General features: G+C 63.6%; 21 protein-coding genes. 7 read left to right on the top strand and 14 right to left on the bottom strand.

The genetic code is table 11. The features are described from left to right. Positions 1-50: 50 nt before the first annotated feature. Positions 51-1,244 carry a DUF5009 domain-containing protein gene (locus tag LSQ66_RS03160; RefSeq protein WP_231768366.1) on the top strand — a complete coding sequence of 398 codons (1,194 nt, stop codon included), beginning with the start codon at positions 51-53 and terminating at the stop codon, positions 1,242-1,244. On the opposite strand, the gene LSQ66_RS03155 is transcribed toward LSQ66_RS03160, so the two are convergent. The 3 genes from LSQ66_RS03155 to LSQ66_RS03145 all read right to left on the bottom strand — a co-directional run bounded on the left by LSQ66_RS03155 (position 1,241) and on the right by LSQ66_RS03145 (position 6,038). Then, positions 1,241-2,344 (bottom strand): acyltransferase family protein, encoded by a 1,104-nt coding sequence (locus LSQ66_RS03155; protein ID WP_231768365.1) that lies wholly within the window; start codon positions 2,342-2,344, stop codon positions 1,241-1,243. The genes LSQ66_RS03160 and LSQ66_RS03155 overlap by 4 nt on opposite strands. After that, positions 2,341-3,324 (bottom strand): glycoside hydrolase family 18 protein, encoded by a 984-nt coding sequence (locus LSQ66_RS03150; RefSeq protein WP_231768364.1) that lies wholly within the window; start codon positions 3,322-3,324, stop codon positions 2,341-2,343. Before LSQ66_RS03150 ends, LSQ66_RS03155 begins: the two co-directional genes overlap by 4 nt. Positions 3,325-3,392: 68 nt before the next feature. Next, positions 3,393-6,038, bottom strand: a complete 2,646-nt coding sequence (locus LSQ66_RS03145) for a TonB-dependent receptor (RefSeq protein ID WP_231768363.1) — start codon at positions 6,036-6,038, stop codon at positions 3,393-3,395. A gap of 284 nt (positions 6,039-6,322) precedes the next feature. Here LSQ66_RS03145 and LSQ66_RS03140 point away from each other — a divergent pair, with 284 nt between their 5' ends. Further along, positions 6,323-7,063, top strand: coding sequence for a GntR family transcriptional regulator (locus tag LSQ66_RS03140; protein ID WP_231768362.1), 741 nt, complete (start codon positions 6,323-6,325; stop codon positions 7,061-7,063). A 72-nt stretch (positions 7,064-7,135) separates the two neighbouring features. Here LSQ66_RS03140 and LSQ66_RS03135 read toward each other — a convergent pair whose 3' ends face one another. The 8 genes from LSQ66_RS03135 to rpsP all read right to left on the bottom strand — a co-directional run bounded on the left by LSQ66_RS03135 (position 7,136) and on the right by rpsP (position 14,086). Continuing rightward, entirely contained in the window at positions 7,136-9,847 is a 2,712-nt protein-coding gene (locus tag LSQ66_RS03135; protein ID WP_231768361.1) for a M16 family metallopeptidase, read from the bottom strand. 55 nt (positions 9,848-9,902) lie between these two features. Next, on the bottom strand, positions 9,903-10,217 hold the full coding sequence (locus LSQ66_RS03130; protein ID WP_231768360.1) for a DUF3579 domain-containing protein: 315 nt from the start codon (positions 10,215-10,217) through the stop codon (positions 9,903-9,905). A 99-nt stretch (positions 10,218-10,316) separates the two neighbouring features. Then, positions 10,317-11,276, bottom strand: coding sequence for a CobD/CbiB family protein (locus LSQ66_RS03125; RefSeq protein WP_231768359.1), 960 nt, complete (start codon positions 11,274-11,276; stop codon positions 10,317-10,319). 45 nt (positions 11,277-11,321) lie between these two features. Then, complete coding sequence (locus LSQ66_RS03120) at positions 11,322-11,981, bottom strand: CoA pyrophosphatase (RefSeq protein WP_231768358.1); 660 nt, start codon at positions 11,979-11,981, stop codon at positions 11,322-11,324. A gap of 67 nt (positions 11,982-12,048) precedes the next feature. After that, positions 12,049-12,435: a 50S ribosomal protein L19 gene (gene rplS / locus LSQ66_RS03115; protein ID WP_231768357.1), complete on the bottom strand. Its 387-nt coding sequence runs from the start codon at positions 12,433-12,435 to the stop codon at positions 12,049-12,051. A 97-nt stretch (positions 12,436-12,532) separates the two neighbouring features. Next, the gene (gene trmD / locus LSQ66_RS03110) at positions 12,533-13,279 is read right to left on the bottom strand and encodes a tRNA (guanosine(37)-N1)-methyltransferase TrmD (RefSeq protein ID WP_231768356.1); all 747 of its coding nucleotides are present in this window, start codon (positions 13,277-13,279) and stop codon (positions 12,533-12,535) included. A 15-nt stretch (positions 13,280-13,294) separates the two neighbouring features. Further along, on the bottom strand, positions 13,295-13,801 hold the full coding sequence (gene rimM, locus LSQ66_RS03105) for a ribosome maturation factor RimM (protein ID WP_231768355.1): 507 nt from the start codon (positions 13,799-13,801) through the stop codon (positions 13,295-13,297). A gap of 39 nt (positions 13,802-13,840) precedes the next feature. Further along, positions 13,841-14,086: a 30S ribosomal protein S16 gene (rpsP, locus tag LSQ66_RS03100; RefSeq protein ID WP_231768354.1), complete on the bottom strand. Its 246-nt coding sequence runs from the start codon at positions 14,084-14,086 to the stop codon at positions 13,841-13,843. Positions 14,087-14,284: 198 nt separating this feature from the next. Here rpsP and LSQ66_RS03095 point away from each other — a divergent pair, with 198 nt between their 5' ends. Together LSQ66_RS03095 and LSQ66_RS03090 are read left to right on the top strand one after the other, a co-directional pair. After that, a complete protein-coding gene (locus LSQ66_RS03095; RefSeq protein WP_231768353.1) occupies positions 14,285-14,698 on the top strand; it encodes an NINE protein in 414 nt (137 codons plus the stop codon). 81 nt (positions 14,699-14,779) lie between these two features. Beyond that, positions 14,780-17,215, top strand: a complete 2,436-nt coding sequence (locus tag LSQ66_RS03090) for an FG-GAP-like repeat-containing protein (protein ID WP_231768352.1) — start codon at positions 14,780-14,782, stop codon at positions 17,213-17,215. A 61-nt stretch (positions 17,216-17,276) separates the two neighbouring features. Here the strand turns inward: LSQ66_RS03090 and LSQ66_RS03085 are convergent, their stop codons facing one another. Together LSQ66_RS03085 and LSQ66_RS03080 are read right to left on the bottom strand one after the other, a co-directional pair. Next, positions 17,277-20,975: a PKD domain-containing protein gene (locus LSQ66_RS03085; protein WP_231768351.1), complete on the bottom strand. Its 3,699-nt coding sequence runs from the start codon at positions 20,973-20,975 to the stop codon at positions 17,277-17,279. Positions 20,976-21,138: 163 nt separating this feature from the next. Continuing rightward, positions 21,139-21,756, bottom strand: coding sequence for a LysE family translocator (locus LSQ66_RS03080; RefSeq protein ID WP_231768350.1), 618 nt, complete (start codon positions 21,754-21,756; stop codon positions 21,139-21,141). 96 nt (positions 21,757-21,852) lie between these two features. Between LSQ66_RS03080 and LSQ66_RS03075 the strand changes: the two genes are divergently transcribed. The 3 genes from LSQ66_RS03075 to LSQ66_RS03065 are packed head-to-tail and all read left to right on the top strand — an operon-like array spanning position 21,853 to position 24,612. Continuing rightward, positions 21,853-22,617 (top strand): isocitrate lyase/PEP mutase family protein, encoded by a 765-nt coding sequence (locus tag LSQ66_RS03075; RefSeq protein WP_231768349.1) that lies wholly within the window; start codon positions 21,853-21,855, stop codon positions 22,615-22,617. Continuing rightward, on the top strand, positions 22,604-23,647 hold the full coding sequence (locus tag LSQ66_RS03070) for a bifunctional transcriptional activator/DNA repair enzyme AdaA (protein WP_231768348.1): 1,044 nt from the start codon (positions 22,604-22,606) through the stop codon (positions 23,645-23,647). Before LSQ66_RS03075 ends, LSQ66_RS03070 begins: the two co-directional genes overlap by 14 nt. 50 nt (positions 23,648-23,697) lie before the next feature. After that, positions 23,698-24,612, top strand: a complete 915-nt coding sequence (locus LSQ66_RS03065; RefSeq protein ID WP_231768347.1) for a polysaccharide deacetylase family protein — start codon at positions 23,698-23,700, stop codon at positions 24,610-24,612. A 3-nt stretch (positions 24,613-24,615) separates the two neighbouring features. Here LSQ66_RS03065 and LSQ66_RS03060 read toward each other — a convergent pair whose 3' ends face one another. Further along, the gene (locus LSQ66_RS03060; protein WP_231768346.1) at positions 24,616-25,557 is read right to left on the bottom strand and encodes a hypothetical protein; all 942 of its coding nucleotides are present in this window, start codon (positions 25,555-25,557) and stop codon (positions 24,616-24,618) included. Positions 25,558-25,719: the final 162 nt, after the last annotated feature.

Here is a 25,719-nt window from a genome sequence, read left to right as displayed (position 1 = left end):
ACCGAGCGGGATGGGCCTCCGGCCTCTCCCGCTTTTTTTACGCCTGACGCATGAATAAACGCCTCCTGAGTCTCGACGCCTTCCGCGGTTTCATCATCCTCGCGATGATCTGGGTGAACTACATTGCGGGCATGCCCAACATCCCATACTGGCTCGAACACGCAGGTCCGAAGGCGGACGGCATCACACTGCCGGACCTTGTTTTCCCCGGCTTTCTCTTCATCGTCGGCATAGCAATTCCCCTGTCGCTGCACCGGTCCATCGGCCGCGTGGACGCAGCGCTGATCGGCCGCCTGCTGTGGCGCGCCGCAAGCCTGATGGTCGCAGGGCTCGTGCTGGCCAACGCCTATCGCTACGACCCGGCTGCAGCGCTCCTGCCGCGACCCGTCTGGCTTCTGCTGTTCTACGTTGCCATGATCCTCCTGTGGCGGCAGGGAGAGCAGCGCGGGTATGGCTTCTGGGCTGGAGCAGCGTTGATGGTCTTCGTGCTGGCAAGCTTCCGCGGCACGCTGAACGAAGAGTTCAGCAGCCCCTACCTGCAGCATACGTGGTGGGGCATTCTGGGCATGATTGGCTGGGCCTATCTCCTGTGCAGCGCCATCTATCTGGCGGCGCGGGGCGACGGCGCGGTCTTGATGGCGGCTCTGGCTGCGCTCATTGCGCTCTACATGGGCGGCACGGCGGGCGCGCTGGCCTGGCTGCCGAGGGCAGTGCAGGACTTCGTGAACGTGCCGCAGGTACTGGGCTCCACCGGCGCCAACGTGCTCGCAGGCGCCATCGTGGGCCGCCTCTTCGTGCGCGGCGCCGATCCCCAGCCCGAGGGCATGGCGCTGCATGCGCCGCGCCTGCGCTTCATGGCATGGTTCGCAGCGGGACTGTTCGCGGCGGGCATGCTGCTGCGCCCCTACCACGGCATCAACAAGATCCAGGCCACCGAGTCCTACACGCTGGTATGTGCGGCCATCATCCTTGCCCTGTTCCTGCTGTTCTACCTGCTGATCGATGTTTGGGAGCTGCGCGGCTGGACCGTGTTGCTGCTGCCAGCTGGTGCGAATGCGCTGTTCGCCTATATCGCACCGGACCTGTGGGAACAGGCGGCGGCCCTGCTGCACCTGCCGCGCCTGTGGTGGCCGTATCTGGAGTCCGGCGGCGCTGCGGGACTGCTGAACGCCGCCGTGATGACCTTCGTGATGATGGTGCTGACCGCGCTGGCCAACCGCCTGGGTTTGAAACTGAAGTTCTAGACCTTGATGTAGATGCGCCGTTTGTCCATCCACCACGCCACCAGCCAGCAAAGCAGCATGAAGGCGAGCGCGTACATGAGCGAGGCCGCCTTCGCTGGCGCCAGCGGCGCGAACACCGTCGCGTACAGCCAGTCGTAGGTGGACATGCTGCCGACATAGGTCTTCACCATCAATATCACCAGCACCTCGGACAGCAGGTAGATAAAGAGCGTATTCTTGCCAAAGGCTTCAAAGAAGCCCGTCCAGCCGCGCTGGCCGCGCATCTCGATGGCGTACATGAGCAGCGGCAGCACCAGCAGGTCGATGCCGACGGTGAGCAGCACGTAGGAGCTTGTCCACAGCTTCTTGTTGATGGGGAGGACGGCGTTCCAGCACAGCGCCGCCGCAATGCAGGCCACGCCCGCCATCATCAGCTTCGCCAGGGTTTCGTAGCATGCGCCTTTCGACAGAATCAGCCGTCCCGCAAAATAGCCCGCGATCACGTTCACGGTGGCGGGCAAGGCGCCCAGCATGCCTTCGGGATCGAAGGGCAGGCCTTCCCCGTGATACAGGTGGCGTTCTCCCAAAAGCCAGATATCGAACTTCGCGGCGGCATTGCCTTGCAGGGTGTAGTCGCCTGCCAGCGCCAGCATCGCCCAGTGAGCCAGCAAGGCCATGGCGCTGAATACCAGCGCTCCGCGTTCGCGCGTGAAATGCAGCACGAGCCCGGCGATGATGAAACAGAGGCCGATACGCTGCAGGACGCCGGGTATGCGCGTATCCGCCAGCGGCAGCAGGTGGAAATCCGGCCCGAAGAACGGGAACCAGTACAAGAGGAAGCCAAGCAGGAAGATCAATGCGCCGCGCCGCGCGATCTTCGCCACGACGGCGGCGCTGCCCTGCGCCGCGAAGCGCGGCATCACGAAGGCCAGCGCATTGCCCACCACAAAAAGGAAGGTCGGGAACACCCAGTCGGTGGGCGTGAAGCCATGCCAGTTCGCATGTAGCAGCGGCGGAAAGACGTGGCTCCAGCTTCCCGGCGTGTTCACGACAATCATGAGCGCCACCGTAAGGCCGCGCAGAACGTCGAGCGACAGATAACGCCCCGGCGCAGCGCTCATCGCGCCAGATCCTTCACCAGAGCCTGCGTGTAGGCGCCAGCCTGAACGTCCGGCATCGTACTGCACGCCGCTTCCGCGCCGCTGGCAGGCTGCCTGCACGGCACGTCGCGGTCCAGGGACCAGAAATGTACGCCCGCCATCTTCAGCTTGCGCACCCCGTCGACCATCACTTTCGCATCTTCCAGGGTGAACACGTTTTCCACAACATCGTTCACGCCGATCATCGGCGTAAGCTCGATCTGCGAATAGGGGAGCTTGTATTTCTCGTGCACGTTGCGGGCAGCCTGGATGGCCGAGGCGCCCATGTCGCAGCGGCTGCCGCGCAGCACGCACACCTTCTTCGAGGCGGGGCCGTAGTCCATCACCATCAGGTTCATGACAAAGTCCTTCAGGCCGCTGCGGCGCACCTCGGCCAGCACCAGCTCCGCCGTCTCGTTCAGGCTGTGGCGGCTGCCGTCGGAGGCCGCGTGGGTCGCAATCGTGAAGCTGAAACGCAGGCGCGGGTGCTTGCGCTGCGCATGCACGATCTGCTGCAGCAGCGCGCGCACATCTTCCTTCGTCTGTCCGGCCTCGATATCGAAATCGAAGCCGATCAGCTGCGGCGAGTCGTAACGTGCCACGAACGCGTCCATGCCCTCCTTCGAACCGCAGTTGAACACGGCGCCCTGCCCGCCCGTGGAAATGATGTAGGGGATGCCCGATTTTGCAAACGCGCCCACGTTCGCCGCGGCCACTGCAGCGCCGGGCTGTCCGCCCCATGTCTCCTTGCCGCATTCGCCGACAGCGAAAGCCCAGGTGAGCGCGGTGGCGCCGGGCATCTGCACATAGGGCAGGCTCCGGCCCTCGGGCGCCACGGTGATGACATTGCTGGCCGCATCGTTATACAGCGGCAGAAATTTGTAAGGGCTTGCCACAAAGCCCGGTGCGGCATGCGCTGCGCTGCCCAGCGCCAGCAGTGCCGCCATGATTGTCTTGACCATTCCTGCTCCGAAAAAAAAGGCAGGGCCCCGGAAGGCCCTGCCTGGATTACATCATACGCCGGCCGGCATTACATCTTGCCGCGCACGCCGAAGAAGATCTGCTTGCCGTTCTTGTAGAAGGCGCGCGGCTGGTCCTTGGAGGTAGCGTAGGACTTCAGCAGCGGATCGTTCAGGTCCTTGCCTTCCAGCGAGAGCGTCAGGTTCTCGGTCAGGTTGTAGTTCACGGCTGCCGAGATGGTCTTCACGTCGTCCTGGTAGATTGCGCTGTTGCGGTCCAGGCCATTCAGGAAGGCCGAGCGGAAGCTGTAGTTCACACGGGCGCTGAACTTGTCGTTCTCGTAGAACAGCGAAGCGTTGTACGAGTTCTTCGAGGTGCCGATCATGTGGCAGTCGCCCAGGTCCGCGCAGGCCGACTTCGGAGCCTTGCCGGTTTCCTTGCCGTCCGCGTAGGTGTAGTTCAGGTTCGCGCCGAAGCCGTTACCCAGATCCTGCACGTACTGCAGTTCGATGCCGCGCACACGTGCCTTGGTGTTCAGCGCTGCGCTCAGGTTGTAGTCCGTAACGCGCTTGACCGACTGGTTGTAGAACTGGGCCACCGATGCGCCGTAGGTCACATAGGAACCGATGTTCATGTTGTAGATGTTCATGCCCAGCAGGGACTTCGGCATGAAGTACCACTCGACGCCCACGTCCACGTTGTTCGACATGATCGGCTTCAGGTTCGGATTGCCGCCGCTGGCCGAGAAGGTCAGGTCGTTCAGGCTCAGCGAACCCAGGGCGCCGAAGTCAGGACGCGCCAGGGTGCGGCTGGCCGCACCGCGCAGCTTCACGTCCTTGGCCAGGTCGGTGTGCAGGTTGATGCTCGGCAGGAAGTCGTTGTACGTATTCGAGGTACGCACAGGATTCCATACATCGTTCGGCGAGCCGTTGGCCACATCGATCTCGGTGCGCACGAAGCGCACGCCGACATTGCCCTGCACCGCGCCCAGGTCCAGGTCACCCATCACGTAAGCGGAGGTGGCCTTCTCGCGGATCTGGAACTCGTTCTGGAAGGCGTGGTTGGCGAAGGTGACGTACTTGTCGCCCCAGGCCTTCATCGACTCGGGGGTGAAGGTCCAGGCGCCGCTCAGCATGTTCGGCAGCGGGCTGGCCGGATAGTTGGTCAGGCCCGTTGGACGGTTCGCCAGCGAGCTGCCGGCGGACGACACGGTGCCGCCCAGCCAGGTCAGGTCGCGGTCATGCTTGGCCGCGCGCACGCCGAAGTACACGGTCGGCACGCTCTCCCAGCTCGACTTCCAGGTACCGTCGGCCTGGCCGTAGGTTTCCTTGTCGCGGGCCGTGGTGTCCGATGCCCAGCCGCCGAAGAAATCGGCGCCGGTGCGCGGATTGAAGCTGCCTGCGTTGTCAACGGTCACGGTGGCCGGAGCATCCATGCCGTGCATGGTCAGGCTGGTGCCGGAGTAGGCCAGCCAGGCTTCATAGCCATAATCGCGGGCGTAGCCGGTGCCGCGGGTGGTGCCCACCTGGCCGGTGAATTTCAGGTCGCTGTTCGCGCGCCATTGCCAGTCCAGGTTCACGAACTTCGAATCCGAATAGGAACCTGGGCGGGCGATGATGTCCTGCACCGATGGGCCCATGTTCGAGCAGTCCAGGCCCGTTGGGCAGGTCTTCGGGAAGGTGATCGAAGTGATCTGGTTGCCGGTGATGGTGTAGCTGCTTGGGATGACACCACCCACGCCGGACCAGTTGTTCGACAGCGGCTGGTACGGAGCCAGCATGAAGTTGGCGTTGATATTGTCCGCATCCAGGCGGGTATAGAAGCCGCTCACGTCGAAGCTGAAATCGCTGTTGACCTTGAACTGCACGTCGATCATGCCGCCCTTGCGCTCACGCTCCTGCTGGAACAGCGCGGAACCGGTCAGCATGGACAGCCACTTGTTCTCCACTTCGGGATTCTTCTCGATCCACTGCGGTGCGAAGCCCTTGGTCAGCTTGTCCCACCACAGGAACTCCTGGCCCTGGCGGCGCAGGTGGCGCTTCTCGTCGAAGACCTGCACCAGCACGCCCATGTTGTTGGCCTCGTTCTTCCAGTTGGCCAGAGCGCTGAACTGTGGATCGGTCTTCTTCGCGCCTTCGCTGTAGACGCCTTCTATGGAGCCCATCAGCGTGAACGGCTTCTTGAAGCTCAGGGGCTTGCGGGTTTCGATATCCACGTTGCCCGAAGCGCCGCCTTCGATCAGGTTGGCCTGCGAGCTCTTATGCACGGTCACTCGGCCAATCAGTTCGGAGGGGAACATCGAGTAGCTGACGGAACGGCCGCCGCTCGTGATGTTGGAGATATACCAGTCGCCGCTGGAAATGGTATGGCCATTCAGCGTGGTCAGCGTCAGGTTGGACGGCGTGCCCTTCAGGCTCACACGGTCGTTCTCGCCGAAGCCGCCTTCGGCGCCGCCGGCGGTCGCCACGGATACGCCGGGCACACGCTGCAGCGAGTCGGCGACGCTCTTGTCCGGCATCTTGCCCACGTCTTCAGCGGTGATCACCTCCACCAGCGAATCGGCATTGCGTTTCTGGTTCAGCGACTGAGCCAGTGCGGCACGCACGCCGGTCACGACCACAACGTTCGTTTCATCGGCCTGCTGGGCGTACGCCACGTTGCTGCCGGTGATCAGGATAGCGACCGCAGTTGCGATCGGTGTCAAATTGCGCTTCATTTACTCCCCCTTGAGTTGGGCCTTGATGGAAGACCCGGTCCATTCCCCTCTTGGCACTGCAACAAAACCAATTGCACGCCAATATAACCCAGTCCAATACCAGATCACTACCAATTTTCATATTTTTTTCACATGTTGTACTAAAAATACATACCACTTTGACCAAAGGTCAGGGCTAAACCATGGAATTCAGAGGGAAAAATGAGCAGAGAGGATGTAGACCGCTTGTAGTCCAGTCTTTTTTGGTATTATCGGCCACGCCACACAGGCATACCGGAGAAAACATGAGTTCGCTTGTAGAGATCATGGCGGCGCTGGGCCAGAACAGCAGCCTGCCGCTATACCAGCAGTTGCAGCGCGCCCTGCGCGAGGCGATCGACAAGCGCATCTTCGGCCCGGACGAAGCGCTTCCGGCCGAACGCCAGCTGGCCACCGACCTCTCGATCTCGCGCATCACCGTGCGCAAGGCCATCGACGGCCTGGTGGAAGAAGGCCTGCTGGTGCGGCGGCCCGGCTCGGGCAACTTCATCAACACCCGCATCGAGAAGAACTTCGCCAAGCTCACGAGCTTCTCGGAAGACATGCGCGCACGCGGCCGTACGCCGCGCAGCGTATGGCTGAAGCGCTCGGAAGGCACGGTGACGCCGGAAGAAGCGCTGCGTCTGCGGCTGAGCCCCGGCGCGCCGGTCTACCGCTTCAACCGCATCCGCTACGCGGACGATATGCCGATGTGCATCGAATACGCGACCATCGTATCGAACGCCCTGCCCTCGCTGGACGCGGTGGACGTGTCGATGTATGAAGCGCTGGAAGCGGCGGGCAACCGTCCCGTACGCGCATTGCAGCGCCTCTCGGCCCTGCTGCTGAACGCCGAGCAGGCGCAGCTGCTGCAAACGAAGCCCGGCGAAGCGGGGCTGGCGGTGGAGCGGCTCGGCTTCCTACGCGACGGCCGCGCCATCGAATTCTGCCGCTCCATCTTCCGCGGCGACATGTACGACTTCGTCGCCGAGCTCAGCACGCCGTAATTTCTTAAAGGGGTCTGTCCCCTTTAAGAAACTCTAGAGTATTTCTTAAAGGGGACAGACCCCTTTAAGAAATTATTTGGCTTTGGAGGCGTCGCCGGCGGTGATGACGCTGAGCTTGGACGGGTCGATGGCCTTGCGGAAGGCGGCGTTGACCTGTTCTACCGTCAGCGCTTTCAGCTGCTCTTCGTGGCGCTTGCTCCAGGCGAAGGTGCGGTCGAGGTAGAGGAAGTTGGTCCACGCGCCCGCCACCACGTTGTCCTTGCTGCGGTTCTGGATGCGCTGCTGCAGCAGGCCGGATTTGGCGCCTGCCACTTCCGCCGCCGTGAAGCCGTCCTTCAGCACGCGCGCCAGTTCTTCCCTGATCGCGGCCTTGAGCTTGGCCAGGTTCTGCGGCGCTGCAATGGCGCTGATGGAGAAGGAACCTGCACGGTCGATCTCCCCCGCCTGGATGTTCGAGGCGCCGCCATAGGAGAGCCCATCCTTCTGGCGGATGCGGTCCATCAGCCGCGACTTCAAACCTCCTTCGCCGAAGATGTAGTTCGCCAGCTCCAGTGCGGGATAGTCGGGGTCGTCGCTGTTCAGGTCCAGGTTGAGATGGGCCACGTAGAAGCCGTTCTCCTTGTCCGGCGTGTCGATGAAGCGGTCGATGGCCTTGCGCTCCACGTTCTCGTCAGGCAGGCGCTCGTAGGGCGCCTTGCTTTGCCAGCCGCCCAGCGTTTCTTCGATGAGCTTCGCGGCTTCGCCCTTGTCGAAGTCACCCACGATGGCGATCTCGCCGTGCGAGGCGCCGTAGAAGTCGCGGTGGTAGGCCTTCACGTCTTCCAGCTTCATCGCCTTGATGCCTGCGATCTGTTCGTCCACAGTCATCACGGCGCGCGGGTCGCCTTTGGGCCAGTGGTCGAAGTACTCATTCATGGCTTGCGTGGCGCGCGCTTCGGGTTCGTTGCGGTCCGCTTCCAGGGCGACGATCCATTGCTGGCGCAGCTGTTCGAATTCGGCTTCGGGGAAGCTGGCTTCCTTCAGCACGTGCGCTTGCAGCCGCAGCGCGGCCGGCAGGTGTTCGCGCGTGGTTTCGAACTGATACAGGCTGCCGCCGCTGATCTTGAGCCTGGAGAGTTCGTCGGCGAGCTGGGTGCGCGTGTACTTGCTTGTGCCGCGCATGAGCATCTCCTGCGTCACCATCGCGACCAGCGATTTGCCGTACTGCGTTTTCAGGTCGCCCCAGTGGAGGCGCAGGTCCACCGCCACCGTCTGGCCGCGCGTCTTCTTCGGCAGCAGGGCCGCCTTGAGGCCGCCGATCTGGTGGATCTCGGTGCGGGCCATGATGTTGTCCTGGCTCGGGTCGAAGTTCTCGGACGTGAGCGCGCTTTCCTTCGCCTTGTAGTCCTTCATGATCTCGGCCGCCGTGGGCGAGCCGCCGATCTCGGCGCGCTGGGGCGCATCTTCAGGCAGGAAGATGCCTACGGTGCGGTTGTCGCGCTTGAGGTAGCGCTCCGCCGCCAGCGCGACCTGTTTGGCCGTGATGTTGGGCAGGTTGTCTCGCCCCTGGAAGAGCAGGCGCCAGTCGCCCAGCGCGATCTGTTCCGACATGGCCACGCCCACCTGCTGCGGATCGTTCAGCGCCTTCTCGATGCCGTTGGCGAAGTTGCGCCGCGTGCGCTCCATCTCTTCTTCCGTCGGCGGCGTCCTGGCAAAGCTTTCGATGGCGGCCACCAGTTCGTCGCGCACCGGTTCCACCGGCTGCCCCAGTTTGACGACGGCGCCAAAGAGCTGAAGCCCCGGCGCATAGCCGCTCAGGCCGAAGCTGAAGACCTGCGCGGCCTTGCCCGTTTCAACGAGCTGCTTGTGCAGGCGGCCCGTGGGCGTGTCGCCGACGATCTGGCTCATGAAGCTGAGCGGGTCGGCATCCGGATGCAGGCCCGATGGAATCTTGTAGGCCACAAGCACGATCTGCACGTCGCCCTTGCGGCGCACTGTGAAGCTGCGGTCGCCGTCCTGCGTGGGTTCGACCGTCCAGAATGGCGGCAGCTTGCGCTTGGGCTTCGGTATCGCGCCGAAGGACTTGCTGATCCAGGCCAGGGTCTGCGAGGGTTCGAATTTGCCCGCGACGAGCAGCACGGCGTTGTCCGGCTGGTACCAGGTGCGGTAGAAGGCCTGCAGGTTCTCGATGCGCACGTTCTCGATGTCGCTGCGGTTGCCAATGGTGGAGCGCCCGTAGCTGTGCCAGTCGTAGGCCACGCTCTGCGCGCGCTTGAGCAGCACGCCGAAGGGGCTGTTCTCGCCGGACTCGTATTCGTTGCGCACCACCGTCATCTCGGAGTCCAGGTCCTTCTTCGCGATGAAGGACTTCGTCATGCGCTCCGCTTCCATGTCCAGCGCCCACTTGAGGTTCTCGGGACTCGCCGCGAACACCTCGTAATAGTTGGTGCGGTCCATCGAGGTGGTGCCGTTGAACTGCATGCCCCGGTCGGCGAACTGCTGCGGGATGCTGCGGTGCTTCGGCGCGCCCTTGAACATGAGGTGTTCGAGCAGGTGGGCCATGCCGGTCTCGCCGTAGTTCTCGTGGCGCGAGCCCACGAGGTAGGTGACGTTGACAGTCACCGTGGGCTTGGACGCATCCGGGAACAGCAGCACTTTCAACCCATTGGGCAGGCGGTATTCGGTAATGCCTTCCACCGACGGTCCTTTGACGACGCCGGGAGGCAGGGTTTGGGCAAATGCGGGAGGAAGGAAGTGAAGGCTGGACAGCAGCAGCGCTGCAAGAAGTGGATGGCGTGGATTCATGTGGTCTCGCTACTCGCTTCGAGGCAAAACCGTATCCTACGCCCTTTCGGCCTGGTCAGCTCTTTTTCTCGCCCGGTTCAGGCACAAGGCAGGCGTCCACCACCTGCAGCTTGTTGTCCTTGGCGAAGTTGACCACGAAGTTGTAGGCCATGGGCTCCACTTCGCGCAGGGTCTCGCTCACAACCACGGCGCGCACGCCGTTGATCATGATCGGGCGCACCAGGGGCGAGTACTGCAGGTGGGCGTTGCGCCCGCCGCTGCCTTCCGGACGGAAGCAGGACATCACGCCACACAGGCGTTCGGCCCAGTCGCTGGGACGGAATTGCCTGCCGTCGGTGGTAAGCCCAAGAATGAAGAACTCGCTGGCCATTATGCGCTCGAACGAAGGTGCGTGGAGAAATCTTGGGTATTATATCTTATAGAAGACTTGAGGGCAGAATTCCCTGCCCTGCCCCTCCCATTCTAAGGCTCACCCGAGCCAGACCGCGCCAGACAGCAGGAGCAGCAGCAGCATCCACAACAGCAGAGCGCGCCAGACGAGGCCCACGGTGCTCTGCAGGGCGCGCACGCTCGGCTCCTCGCCCGGCAGGGTTTCCACTTCCGCGTCGCTGATATCGACCGTGGCCGCGTCCTGCGGCACCAGCTTGGCCGCGTTCTCGAGCGGCGTGCCCAGGCGCACGCCCATGGCGCCGCCGCCTGCCGCCAGGATGATGCCGATGGCTTCGTCCTTCCAGCGGTGGGCAAAGTTGCGCCAGGCGTAGACGGCGTCCTCGAAGTTGCCGACCACGGCGAACGCCACGGCAGTCAGGCGCGCAGGAATCCAGTCGATCCAGTAGAAGGCGCGGGCGGCGAATTCGCCGAAGGCTTCGTTGCGCATGTGCTCGGGCTCGTTCCAGGCCCGCGCCAGGTATTCGGACACGCGGTACATCACGGCGGCGGCCGGGCCGAGCGGCATGAGGAACCAGAAGAAGACGCCGAATACATTGCGATGGGTGGTGATCAGGGATTTTTCGACGGCGATGCGCGCGATTTCATTCGCTTCCATGCCCGCCGTATCCTGCTTCGTCCATTCGCCCAGCAGGGCGCGCGCCGCCGCCTCGTCGCCCGCGTTCAGGGCCAGCTGGATGGAGGTGAAGTAGTGGCTGTAGTGGCGGAAGCCCAGGGTCAGGTAGACGATGAGCACATTCCATGCAAAGGCCAGGAAGATCAGGTTGTAGCGCAGCAGCAGCCAGTAGACCAGGGCCACGGGCGCCATGAGCCCCAGCAGCAGGAGGAACCAGGCCAGGCGGCCATGGGCGGCGTCGCCCGCGTTGAACCAGGCTTCCATGCGCACGGCCAGGGCCTTGATCTCCGCGTACACCGCATTGTCGGCGCGCAGGGGTTTCAACTGCTCCAGCAGCAATGCAAACAGAATGGAGAGAAAAGTCATCGAAATCCTTAAAGATAGCAATACCGCAATGCCCGCTACGATAGCTTAAGCGCGCAAGAAATGAAACAGGTTGCGCAGCATGCCCGCCGTGGCGCCCCAGATGAAATATTGTTCATAGGGCATGGCGTAGAAGGAGCGCCGCCCGCTCGGCAGCTGGGCCGACAGGCGCTTGTGATTGAGGCCGTCCATCAGGAAGGACATGGGCACTTCGAAGATGTCGGCCACCTCGAAAGGGTCGGCCTTGAGCTCGAAGGGCGGGCGGATCAGGCCCACCACCGGGGTCACGCTATAGCCGGTGCCCGTGTAGTACAGGGGCAAGGTGCCGATCACGTCCACGTGGCGGCGGTTGAGGCCGATCTCCTCCTCCGTTTCGCGCAGGGCGGTGTCGATGGGCGAGGCGTCGTATTCCTCGGCGCGGCCGCCGGGAAAGGCGATCTGGCCTGCGTGGTCGTTCAGGTGGGCGGTGCGCTGGGTGAGCAGCAGGGTCAGGCCCTCCTCGCGCATCACCAGGGGCACGAGCACGGCCGCGGGCGTGGGGTTGGGACGTGGGGACAGGGATTCGTCCGCAGGCTCGGGCGACCAGTGGGGCGGATTGGCGAAGCGCTCGCGCAGCCACTCGGGGGCCAGGCGCTCCAGCATCACGGCCGCTTCGCCGGCAATGGCATCGATGGGCAGCTGGGTGGGATCAAAAGCGGGCTTGGCCAAGATGCTCTCCTCAAAAGCAAAAAAGGGGCACCATCGGCACCCCTTCCATCCAAACTCAGACGGCAGATTACTCTGCGTCTTTCGCCGCAGCTGCGCGACGGTTTGGCAGTTTTTCCTTGATACGTGCAGACTTGCCCGAACGCTCGCGCAGGTAGTACAGCTTGGCGCGGCGCACGTCACCACGGCGTTTCACTTCGATCGAAGCGATCAGCGGGGAGTACAGCTGGAAGGTACGCTCAACGCCTTCGCCGGACGAGATCTTGCGAACGATGAAGTTCGAGTTCAGGCCACGGTTGCGGCGGGCGATCACGACGCCTTCGTAGGCCTGGGCGCGCTTGCGGGTGCCTTCAACCACGTTAACGTTCACGACCACGGTGTCGCCTGGGGCAAACTCAGGAATGTTTTTGCCCAGACGAGCGATTTCTTCTTGCTCGAGTTGCTGAATCAGATCCATTTTAAAACTCCTATTGCCATCTTGCCGGCGCACGTTGCCCGGTAGAGGATGGTTTTGCTGCATCGGGCATCCGGCCCGTACGGTACAACGACAGGTTTTACAAACCTGCCAAAAACTTTTCGTCCTGCTTGCTCAGCAGGCCCGCCTCGCGCGCCTTCTGCAGCAGGTCGGGCCGCTTGCGCGCCGTCGCTTCCAGCATGCGCTCGCGGCGCCACTTCATGATCTCGGCATGGTGGCCGCCCATCAGAACGGGCGGCACGCCCTCGCCTTCATATACTTCGGGCCGCGTGTAGTGCGGCGCATCGAGCAGGCCGTTGACGAAGCTGTCTTCGACGGCCGAGGCATCGGTGTTCAGCACGCCCGGCAGCTGGCGCACGATGGCGTCCATCAGGGCCATGGCGGGCAGCTCGCCGCCGGACAGTACGAAATCGCCAAGGCTGATTTCTTCGTCCACGCAGCGGTCCAGCAAACGCTGGTCCACCGCCTCGTAGCGCCCGCACAGAATCACGAGGCCGGGCTCCTGCTTCAGCTGCATCACGCGTTCATGCGTCAGCGGCTTCCCCTGCGGCGACATGAAGACCACGCGCGGGCTGGGCAAGCCGGCCACCACCTGGCGCTGCTTCGCGGCGCCGATCGTCGCTTCCAGCGGTTTGGCCAGCATCACCATGCCGGGACCGCCGCCATAGGGCCGGTCGTCCACGGTGCGGTGATTGTCGGTGGTGAAATCGCGCGGATTCCACAGCGACAGGCCCCACCTGCCCTGCTCATGCGCCCGGCGCGTTACGCCGGACTGCGTCAGGGCGGCAAACATCTCGGGGAACAGCGTAATGACGTCGAACTGCATCGGGACGGCTCCGGATCAGTAGTCCAGGCCCCAGTCCACGATGATCTTCTTCGCGTCCCTGTCCACCTTGATCACGTACTGGTCTACAAAGGGGATCAGGCGCTCGGCCTCCCCTGCGCCCACACGGAGGATGGATTGCGGTCCATTGCTCATCATGTCGGCCACGGCGCCGAGGCGCTCGCCTTGCAGGTTTTCCACGTCCAGGCCGATCAGGTCGGCCCAGTAAAACTCGTCTTCTTCCAGCTGCGGGAACTGGCTGCGCGGCACCGAGACCGCGGCGCCTTTCAGCGCTTCCGCCATATCGCGGTCGGCCAGGCCGACCAGGGTTGCGACCACGTCGCCACCATGCAGCTTGGCCCGCCTGACGTCAACGTCATGCAGGCCCGGCTTGTCCAGCCACCAGGTTTTGGCATGCAGCAGCGCATCGGCATCGGTGGAAAAGGGACGCACCCTGATTCCGCCCGCAACACCATAGGCACCGGAGACAAAGCCTACCTGTACCAGATCGTCGGGGATTTCCACCCCGGATGCGGTCTTGCCAGCCAAAACCCGAAGCGAAACTTAGGCTGCTTTCTGGCCAGCGACCAGGCGAGCCACGGCTGGGGACAGCTGGGCGCCAACGCCTTGCCAGTACGACAGGCGGTCTTCAGCAACGCGGAAAGGCACTTCCTGGCCCGATGCCATCGGGTTGTAGAAGCCGATACGCTCAACGAAGCGGCCGTCGCGGCGATTGCGGGAATCGGTTGCAACGATGTTGTAGAAAGGACGCTTTTTTGCGCCACCACGAGCTAAACGAATAACGACCATAATATTTCCAAAAAGTGTGCTGAGTCGGAAAAAGCCGCAAATTATAGCGTGCTTTCCCTGCGACCGGCAAGCATTAACGACAAAGGTGGGTATTTCGGGTAATCCATGATTATCGCGCAGCTTTACCGCTGGGGCAAGCCGTTTTCTTGTGCGATACTGCCGCCTTTGCCTCCGCCCTTGCCATTTTTGTTAGCAAACATGCCATCCCACAAGAACAAGACTTTCGCCACCCTGCTCGCCGCCGCGCTGGGCGGCGTGGGCGTCCACCGCTTCTATCTGCGGGGCCTGGGCGACCGCTGGGGCTGGGCGCATGCCATCTTCCTGCCCCTGTGCGGGGTAGTGATGAGCCTGGCTCCCCAGGCCAACTGGTATTTCCAGTACCTGCCCCTGATTGTTTCCATGCTGGCCGGTTTCCTGGAGGCCCTGGTGCTGGGCCTGACGCCCGACGAGAAGTGGGACGCCGCGTATAACGCCGGCAGCGGCCGCCAGAGCGATTCCGGCTGGTTCCTGGCCCTGATACTGGTGGCCACCGTCATGGTAGGCGCCGCCATGCTCATCGCCACCATCGCCCGCCTCTTCGACCTGCTCTATACCGGCGGCGCCTACGGCTGAGCCCGCTAACGTAGCATTTCAGCAACCCGCAACTGCCATACGTTAAATATACTTGCCCGATACCACTTCCAGGACGGGCACATGGATTATCACGGCACAGACGGCAACGACACGATCGACCAGAGCGCGCTCGGCATTGCGAGCGGCACCAACATATTCGGCGGCAAGGGCGACGACAGCCTGACCGTTGCGGACGGCAACGCCATCGGCGAAGCGGGCAATGACACCATCACAGCCAAAAACGTCTGGGTCACGGCCGCCTATTGGAATTCTCCCGCCGCGGTGAAGGTCAATCTGGCCACGGGTACCGCCCAGGACGGCTACGGCGGCACCGACACCCTGATCAATGTGCATTCCGTGGCCGACTCGGGCTATAACGACGAGCTGACCGGCAGCAGCGGCAACGACACCTTCTGGCTCAGCTGGGGCAGCGACAAGGTGATCGGCGGCGGCGGCATCGACACCGTCAAGATGTACGACGCGCGCTCGACCGACACCGCCATCAGCTACGACAAGGCAAGCGATACCTTCACCGTCCGCAAGAACATGCCCAATGGAGACAAGGGCGTACTTACCCTGCAAGGCGTGAATGCCATCAGCTTTACGGGCCCGAATTCGGACAATGTCACGGTTACGCGCGACATGTACGACGACAGCCAGGGCTTCCTGCGCGCAAAGACCTACCTGCCTTCCTTCGACATGGGCAAGGTGCAGCAGCTGCGCGCAGGCGATTTCAACGGCGACGGCAAGACCGATGTGCTGATCGTGCGCGCCAACGCGGACGTCGGCCTCACCGCCGAGCCGCTTCAGGTGCTGCTGGGCGACGGCCAGGGCCATTTCACCGACGGCACCGCCTCCGTGTTCGGCGCGGGCATCCCCAAGGTCAATTTCGTGCCGCGCATTTTCACGGCCGACTTCAACAAGGACGGCGTGTCCGACATCTTCAACCCGGACTTCGGCGTGGATGCCCCGCCCTTCCCCGGCGGGCAGAATTCCTATTACCTGTCCAACCCTGCCACGGGCAAGCTGGAAAGCGCCACTTCCACCTTGCCGCAGCGCCTGGCGCAGAACCATGGCACCTCGATCGGCGACGTCAACAAGGATGGCTACCTGGACCTGCTGGTCAACGCGCTCAACGACAGCACCGGCAATGCCAACCAGCTGCTGATCAACGACGGCACCGGCCACTTCACCGCCTCGCCGAGCCTGCTGCCCGCTTCGCTGCGCCCCTCCGGCTTCGACCCGGGCAACACCTGGTCCATGTTGCGGGACCTGAACAACGACGGCTACGACGATATGGTGCTCGGCACGTGGGATCCGAGCCCCTACCCGAGCCGAGTATTGCTGAACGACGGCCACGGCAGCTTCGCCACCAGCACGCCCATCGAGCTGCCGCGCAGCGGCGTGCCGAAGGATATCGTGATCGGCATCGAAACCATCGACCTGAACGGCGACGCCCTGCCCGACCTGATCCAGTCCGTCACCAACGGCGGCGCGCACGGCGAGTTCTACAAGACGCCCTACCTGCAGCTGCTGGTCAACGACGGCAACGGCCACTTCCACGACGAAACGGCCCAGCGCCTGCCGCAGTCCACCACGCCCACCGGCGCCACGGAGTGGTATCTGTCGGCTACCGCGGTGGACGTCAACGGCGACGGCTTCCAGGACATCGTGGTCGATGGCACTGCAGGCGCCACCTCGCGCATTTACATGAACAATGGCGCTGGCCAGTTCAGCATGGGCTGGGAAAGCGCCGTGGGCTCCCATATCCTCGCCACCGATGTCAATGGCGATGGCAAGCCGGACCTGGTGGAAGCGTCCAGCGCAGGCTATAGCGTGCTGAGCAATGTCTTCCCCACCGCAATTCCTGCCTCCCACGAATACCGTGCGGGCGATGGCGGCGAGAGGATTGCGGGCGGTGCCGCCGGAGAGACCGTCTACAGCGGCAAGGGCAACGACACCGTCGACGGGGGCGGCGGCATGGACCGCCTGGTCCTGGACGGCAAGCGCAGCGACTACACCATCAGCAAGAACGGCAGCGGCTTTACGGTCGCGGACAAGCATGGCGTGGACGGCACCGACACGCTCAGCAATGTGGAGCGCCTCACCTTCACCGACATCAGCATCGCGCTCGACGGCGACGGCACGCCAGGCCAGCTGTTCCGCCTCTACCAGGCGGTTCTCAACCGGCCATCGGACGCCATCGGCATGGGCTTCTGGATGCAGAAAATGGCGGACGGAAAGCAGCTGGTCGATATCGCGGCCGGCTTCATGGATGCGCCGGAGTTCCGCGACCTGTATGGCGCGTCGCCAAGCTACCGGGACATCGTCAGCAAGCTGTATGTAAACGTGCTGCACCGCCAGGGCGCCGAATTCGAGGTGCAGTACTGGGTGGACAAGCTGAACGGAGGCCAGAGCGCGGCCCAGGTAGTCATGAGCTTCAGCGAGAGCGCCGAGAACCAGGCCAATACTGCCGCCCTGATCGCCCAGGGCATCGAGTACATTCCCTACCTGTAAAAAAAGAAAACCCCGCCGGCGACGCCACCGGCGGGGTTTCCACCCACAACAACCCAACTCTTTACTGCAGGAAGGCCTTCTTCGCCGCGTTCATCAGCGGGTTGGCCTTGCCGTCCGGACTGCCGTAATTGATGGTCCAGATAATGGCGCCGCCGGTGCCGGTGTTGCGCACCCACTTGCCCTTGGCCGCGATGCTGGCCTCGTCCTCGTAGCTCAGCATGCCCGCGCCCTTGAAGCCGTTCGCGCCGCTGTAGGAGCGGTAGCCCATCTTGGCCACGTCATCCCAGTGATAGCTGCCATTGCTCAGGTAGCCTTCGTTCACCAGCTGCGCGTAGCTCAGGCTGGTATCGCTGTTGTTCATGGCGGTCGCTGGCTGGTTCGGCGCGGTGACCGGCGGCGCATAGCTCATGCCGTAGAAACCGATGCCCACGCCCAGTTTCTTGCGGTCGATGCCCGCGTCCTGGTAGGCCTGGATGCTGGAGCTCACGTCCATGGGGTGGGTCGGCGTCTTGCCTTCGATGGGGCTGAAGGTGGTGCTGGTCCAGCCGTCCGCGTTGAAGCCCAAGGCATAGCTCATCAGGTTGAACTGGTCGACGATGGAGGCCACGGTGACCTTCCACTGGGGCACGGTCTCGTAGTTCATGTTCATCGCATAGTTCGGGAAGGTGATCACGAACGGTTTCGACGGGTCCTGCCAGCGGGCGCGCTCCTTGGCGCCTGCGCGCAGGTTGGCGATGAGGGCCGTGAGCTGGAGCTTGGCCTGGTCGGTGTCGAGCACGTCTTCCCAGTCGAGGTCGATGCCGTCGTAGTCGTGAGCCTCCAGGTAGTCCAGCAGGTTCTTCACGAATACGGGACGGGTGAGTGAAGTGGTCGAGCGCAGGAAGCCCAGGCCGTCGCCCATGCCGCCGATCATCAGCAGCGCCTTGACGCCGGATTCGTGGGCGCGCTGCACCAGGTAATCCTCCACGCTCTTGTTCGTGAGGCTGCCCAGGATGCCCGGCTGGTGCGCCGTGCCCGCGCCCGGAACCACCTCGCCCGGCTGGCCGCCCAGGGTGCCGCCGCCCGGCGCCACGCGGCCGAACACGTAGTGGCTCATGGCGCTCATGTCCACATACTGCGGCTCGAACAAGTTCCAGAACCAGCCCGCGTAGTAGGCGGTAACCCAGGGACGGGGACCGTTCGCGGCAGGCACCGGCTCCAGCGGCGGCAGTTCATCCGGCGGCGGCGGGAAGTCGGCCAGCACCGAGGAGGTGGTGGACGCGCTCACGCCCTTGGCGTCGGTGACGGTCAGGGTCACCAGGTAGCGGCCCGCGCTGGCGTACACATGGCTGGCGTTGACGCCCGTTGCGGTGGCGCCGTCGCCGAAGTTCCAGCTGTAGCTGGCCACCGGCTTGTCTTCCGCGTCCGCCGACTGGCTGGCGTCGAAGTTGAAGCGCAGCTCCGTGGTCGAAGGCATGGCGGAGGTGAAGCGGGCGTAGGGCTGCACGCTGTCCGCGCCCATGAGGAAGGACTGCTTGACCGCGTTCAGCAGCGGGTTGTTCAGGCCATCCGGCGAGCCGTAGTTGATGGTCCAGATGATGGCGCCGCCCAGCTGCTTCTCGCGCACCCACTTGCCTTTCACGGCGATGCTGCGCGGGTCCTCGTAGCTCAGGAAGCCGGTGGTGCCAGTGTTGTATTCGGCATGGCCGGTAAAACCGCCCGGGTAGGAGCGGTAGCCCACCTGCGCTACGTCGTCCCACACATAGGTGCCCGCCGACAGGAAGCCGCCATTCACCAGGTTCGCATAGCTCCAGGTGGCGTCGTTCGACTCCATCTGGCTCACGGTCTGGTTCGGGCCCGTTACGGGCGGCGTGAAGCTCAGGGCGTAGAAGCCCAGGCCGATGCCGATCTTGCCCGGCACGATGCCCGCGTCGATATAGGCCTGCACGCTGCTCGACACATCGCTCGGGTGGGTGCCGCTCTGGCCGAACAGTGGCGAGAAGTGCCAGGTGGTCCAGCCGCCGTGCGCGAAGGCGATCTCGTAGCTCATGATGTTGAACTGGTCCACCAGTTCGGCGACCTGCACCTTCCAGCCCGGCACCACGTCGTAGTTCATGTTCAGGATGCTGGTCGGGAAGGTCACGATCAGCGGGCGGTCGCGGTAGCGGTTGTGGATGGAGGCGGCCTGCTTCAGTTCCGTGATGAAGGCGATCAGCTGGTTCTGGTCGTCGGCCGTTTCGATATGGTCTTCCCAGTCCACGTCCACGCCGTCGTAGTCGTGGGTGGCCAGGTAGGTGACGAGGTTGTTGATGAAGGTGGTGCGCACACCGGGCTTGGTGGAGGCCGAGAAGCCCGCTCCATCGTCATTCCCGCCCAGCATGAGCAGGGCCTTGATGCCCGCGCCGTGGGCGCGCTGCACGAGGAAGTCCTCGACGCTGAGCGAAGTCACGCTGGCGGGCAGCTGGCCCGCATCGTGGGCGGTGCCTGCGCCGGGCACGATCTGGCCCGGCGTGCCGCCCAGGGTGCCGCCGCCTGGCGCCACGCGGCCGAAGACCACATGGGTCATGGCGCTCATGTCGATGTGCTGCGGCTGATAGTCGTTCCAGAACCAGCCTGCGTAATAGCCGGAGACCCACGGCGTCGCAGCCGTGCTGCCTGCGGTGACCGTCACGGTCAGGGGCAGCGAAGCGCTGGCGCCCTTGTTGTCCTTCACCGTCAGCGTGGCCTGGTACTGCCCTGCCGCCGCGTAGACGTGGCTGACCTTCATGCCGGCGCCCGTCTTGCCGTCGCCGAAGTTCCAGGCGTAGCTGGCGATGCTGCCGTCCGTGTCCTTCGAGGCGCTGGCGTCGAAGCTCACGGTCAGCTTGCCCGACTGGTTCGCACTGGCGGCGGCGACCGGAGGCTTGTTCGCGGCGGGCGGGTTCACCGTAACCGGCAGGGACAGGCTGCCGGTGGCGCCCTTGTTGTCCTTGACCGTCAGGGTCACGTTATAGCTGCCTGCGGCCGCATAGGTGTGGCTGGGCGTTGCGCCGGCGCCCGTCTTGCCGTTGCCGAAGTTCCAGGCGTAGCTGGCGACCTTGCCATCGGGGTCGCTGGAGGCGGTGGCGTTGAAGCTCACCGTGAGCTTGCCCGCCTGCTGGGTGGCCGTTGCGGCGGCCACCGGAGGCTTGTTGGGCGCCGGACCGGTGACGGCCAATGGGAGCTCCAGCGTATTGGTGGCGCCTTCGTTGTCCTTCACGGTGAGGACGGCGGTATAGCTGCCTGCCGTCTTGTAGACGTGGCTCGCCTTCAGGCCCGTACCGCTGGTGCCGTCGCCGAAGTTCCAGGCATAGCTGGCGATCCTGCCATCCGGATCGCTCGAACCGGTGGCGTTGAAGGCGGCCGTGAAGCTGTTCGGCGTTACGGTCACGGTGCCCTTGGCTGTGGGAGCCACGTTGGGCTTGCCCGCCACCGTCACGGTAAAGCTCTTGCTGGCGGTGGCGCCCTTGTCGTCCTTGGCCGTGAAAGTCACCGTGTACTTGCCGGGCTTGGCGTACATATGGCTGGTGTCCTGGCCTGTACCGCTCGCGCCGTCGCCGAATTTCCAGCTGTAGCCGACGACATGGCCGTCCGGATCGGTGGAATCGGCGCCGCCGAATACGATGATCGGTTCACCCGGGAACTGTTCCCAGTGCACGACCGGGACCGGCTTGGCGTTGGCGGCGTGCCCGGCAGCGGGCAATAGACAGGCTGTGCTACTTAGCGCGAGCAATAGCGCACGCGCGATGAGCTTGGTCTTCATAAATTGTCCACGATTGAGTTGGCAAAAAGCCATGGGAGATAGATTCCCCATGGCAACAATCGAAGATTAGCGCATGTTCGGGCGATTTGAAGGGATTGCTACAAAAGCACTGAAAAAGTCCTACATTTTTAGGACATTTGCCCCTTTTTGGCCGAAGATGGCGTCAGGCGCGGCGAGACAGGAGCAGGCCGAGGCCGGCGCCGCCCAGCAAAGTGGCGCAGCTGCGGTTGAAGAGCTGGCGGCCGCGCGGGTCGCCAAGGAAGCGGCGCATGCCCACGCCCATCCAGGCGTAGACGGCAATGGCGGCGATCTCGAAAAGCAGGAACAGGCCGCCCAGGATGGTGAACTGCAAGGCCATGGGCTGCGAGGGATCGACGAACTGGGGCAGGAAGGCCGTGAACACCAGGATCGCTTTCGGATTCCCTGCCGCCACCAGGAACTCCTGGCGCAGCAGCTGGGACATGGTGGCCCCGGCCTGCGCCGCTCCTTCCGTCCCGGGCCCGGCGCGCCACAGCTGCCAGGCGATGTAGAAGAGGTAGAAGGCGCCAGCCGTCTTGATTGCCATGAACAGCAGCTCGGAGGTATGCAGCACCACCGCCAGTCCCGCCGAGGCCAGCGCGATCATGCCCGCAAACGCAATGAGGCGGCCCGCGCCGGCCATCCAGGCTGCACGGAAGCCGTAGCGCGTGGCATTGCTGATCGAGAGCAGGTTGTTTGGGCCCGGCGCCATGTTGATGGCGAAGCAGGCAGGGACGAAGAGCAGAAGGGTCGTGGCATCCATTCCCGTACTATACCGAAAAATAGTCGTCCATTTTTCGGTTGGCGCGGCGGGCCCGGTTTCGTTAAGCTGTCCGCTCATTCGATCCCGGAGACTTTCATGTCCAGCTTCCATGCACTGCATGCGGCCGATGCGCCGCTCCTCATCGCCAACGCCTGGGATGTCCCAAGCGCCCTTGCCGCCCAGGCGGCGGGCTATGCGGCCATCGCCACATCGAGCGCCGCCATCGCAGGCATGCTGGGCTACGAGGATGGGGAAGGCACGTCCTTCGACGAGCTGCTCTTCATCGTGCGCCGCATCCGCGCCTCCACCACGCTGCCTCTCAGCGTGGATATCGAAGGGGGTTATGCCGACGATGCGGACAGCGTGGCCGCCAATGCACAGCGCCTGCAGGAGCTGGGTATCGTGGGCATCAACATCGAAGACAGCCGGGTGGTGGACGGCAAACGCCAACTCCTGCCGCCCGAACATCTCGCAGGCCTGATCGCGGCAATCCGCAGTGCCTGCCCGGAACTGTTCATCAATGCCCGCACCGATCCCTTTCTGCTCGGCGTACCGGATGCGCTGCAGGAAACGCTGTCGCGCGGCAGGCAGTACATCGGGCACGGTGCGGACGGGATCTTCGCTCCCTGCATCACCGAAGCCGCAGACATCCGCGAAGTGGCGGGCAGCCTGGCGCGTCCGGTCAATGTGCTGGCCATGCCGCGCCTGCCGGACTTCGCCACGCTTGCGGCGCTCGGCGTGAAGCGCATCAGCATGGGCAACGCCGTGCACGGCGAATTGAAACAGGAGCTGCGCCGCCGCCTCGACGCCATTCGATCCCGGCAAAGCTTCGCAGCACTCTTCAGCCATGAAAATCAGTGACGCCAACGATATCCAGCGCTGCTACCGCGCGCTCGTGGACCGCTCGCCGCAGCATGTGGGCGCGTTCTATGCCGCAGTGAAGACCACGGGCATCTTCTGCATAGCCACCTGCCGGGCGCGCAAGCCCAAGCTGGAGAACGTGGACTTCTTCACCGACCTGAAGGAGCCGCTGGCGCTGGGCTTCAGGCCCTGCAAGGTATGCCGCCCAACGGAGAACAGCCCTGACGTGCCTCCTCAGGTGGCGCGCGCCGTGGCGCTGGTGCGAGAAGCGTCCACCCGCCGCATACCGGACGGCGAACTGCGCTCGCTGGGGCTGAGCCCTGAACTGATTCGCCGCTGGTTCCTGAAGCACCACGGCTTCAGCTTCCAGGCCTACCAGCGCATGCTGCGCATCAATGGCGCCATGGCGGAGCTGAAGGACGGACGCAGCGCAACGGAAGCGGCCCTGGGCAGCGGCTATGAATCCCTGAGCGGCTTCGCCTACACCTTCAAGAAAATGACGGGCCATGCACCGAGCAACGCAGCGGCTCCGCTGGTAATGCACCGCTTCTCCACGCCGCTGGGGCCCATGTTTGTCTGCGCCAGCGAGAACGGCGTATGCCTGCTGGAGTTCACCGACAGGCGCATGCTGGAGACCGAGCTGCGCGACATCCAGCGACACTTCCGCACCCGCATTCTGGCGGGCGAGAACGAGCATACGCGCGAGACCGAATCGCAGCTGGGCGAGTACTTCGCAGGCAAGCGGACGGAATTCAGCGTGCCGCTCGACGCGCCCGGCAGCGCATTCCAGACCCGCGTGTGGGCCGCGCTGCGCAGCCTGCCCTTTGGCGAGGCAACACATTACCAGGCGCTCGCGGAACGCATCGGAGCTCCCAGCGCCACGCGGGCGGTAGCCTCGGCCAATGGCGCCAACCGCATCGCCATCATCATTCCCTGCCACCGCGTGATCGGCAAGGATGGTTCGCTCACAGGTTATGGCGGCGGACTCGCACGCAAGGAATGGCTGCTGGCGCACGAAGGCGCACGCTGAGGATTCTGCCGTAAGATACGGAACTCGAATTCCCGGCAAAGGAGAACTGTTTGCGACATCTTCAACTCATTGCAGCCGCTGCACTGGCGCTGGCTGCCTTCGCGGCCCATGCCCAGTCCGTGGCCTTCACCTTCGACGATGGCCCCCACATCAGCGACGGGCCGCGGCTCAACGCGGAGCAGCGCAACAAGGCCATGCTGGCCGCGCTGGCGAAGCATAAGGTAAAGGCGGCGCTGTTCGTCACCGCGGGCAACGGCGCCAACAAACCTGAGGGACTGGCCTTCGCTCGCGCCTGGGGCGAAGCAGGCCATGTAATCGGCAACCACACGATGACGCACCCGGACCTGCACAAGATTGCGCTGGAAGACTACCAGCGGCAGATACTGGACTGCGACCGCATCATCAGCCCTCTGCCCGGCTACCAGAGATGGTTCCGCTTCACCTTCCTGCGCGAAGGGAACACGCCCGAGAAGCGCGACGGCATGCGCAGCTTCCTCGCGCAGCAGGGCTACCGCAATGCCTACGTCAGCCTCGACACGAGCGACTGGCGCCTGAACGACAAGCTGGTGGAGGTGCTGAGAAAGAATCGGGATGCCGACGTGAGCGCCATCCGCGAGGCCTACCTGAGCCACGTGCGCCAGCGCGCCCTCGCCTACCGCGCCCTGTCGCAGAAGCTGCAGGGCCGCGACATTGCGCAAGTCATGCTCATGCACCACAACCTGATCAACGCCCTTTGGCTGGACGACGTGATCACCATGTTCAAGGAAATGGGCTGGACCATCACCACGCCGCAGGCGGCATTTGCGGACCCGGTGTACGCACTGGCGCCGGACCGTCCCGTTGCCGGACAAAGCCTGCTGCTCTCCATGGCCCGCGCACTCGGGCTGGGCAAGTTCGAAGGATGGGAAAGGCTGGTGGACGACGGCGACTACGAAATCGCCGCGCTGGCTGCAAAAGGCCTGTAAAGGCTACTGGATTTCCAGCGTATAGAGCTTGACGGCCGTCTTCCCCTTGCCGGGAATATCGAGGGTGGTCACATCGACATGCGCCACCTTGGCCCTCATCCCCGGAGGGATGATTGTCTCCACCTCCTCCGGGAAGTACTTCACATTCGGCTGAAGCACCTTCGTCCTGCCTTGGAATTTCAGGACTGCGGGCTCGCCCACCTCGCCAAAAGTGCCTTTGGCGATATCCTTCAGCATCGTATCGACGCCTCCTTCCGAAGGATGCGTGCTGGTGAAGGCCGGGAAATCCAGAACCTGGCCTTTACCCGGATTCTTCATCCATTCCGACTTGAGCTCCACCCTGAACGTTTCGATCTGATGAACGACCTTGTCGTTCTTGATGGTCTTTTCGAGGACGCCCAGAGTATAGGTGATCAGGTCGATGATCTTTGAATCGACAGATCCGGGCAGCTGTTTGCGCAGGAAGGTATTGATCGGTCCATAGAAGTACGAGGTGTACAGGCATTTCGCCAGGGTTCCGGCATCGTACCCCTTGCTTTGATGGACGCAGTACTCCAGCTGCGCCTCCGGCGTCATGTTATAGACGGCGTCGTGCTGCATCACCGCCTTGAGTTGGCCAGGCAGCGTATGCGCAAGCGCCGACACCTTCTTCACCAATTCGACCAGCTGCCTTTTCTCCGCAAACTCCGCAGTGTTCTCACCAAGCCATTGCTTGTCTCCCTCGTCGGTCCAGGGATCAAGCGGGCGGTAATAGTTCAACACGGGCTTGCCGTCCTTGTAGTCGCCGGTGTTGAAAGCCTTACCGATGTCTAGCCGGTGGGCAAAGAGCGCCTGCTGGTAGTTCACCTTGTCCTGCACCGTTGCGCCGACCGGGTTCTCGGTCAGGAACTCGATGTCGTTCAACAGCGCGAGCATCTGCGACTTGTCCAGGTTCTTGGTATCCACCACCTGTCCCAGCTTCCACTGGAACCGGGATCGATATCCACGCGCTTCAGTTGAGCGACCGGCTGTGCCCCTACGGAATGCTTCATGGCCTGCAGCTTGGCCATCTTTGAGCTGGCGTTAGCGATGTCCTGCAGCTTGCGCTGGGCAGCCGCCTGGGGGCGG

The organism is Massilia endophytica (genome assembly GCF_021165955.1).
GTDB lineage: Bacteria > Pseudomonadota > Gammaproteobacteria > Burkholderiales > Burkholderiaceae_D > Rugamonas > Rugamonas endophytica.
Note: the sequence above shows the minus strand (reverse complement) of the source record. Positions and strands in the feature narration are given on the sequence as shown.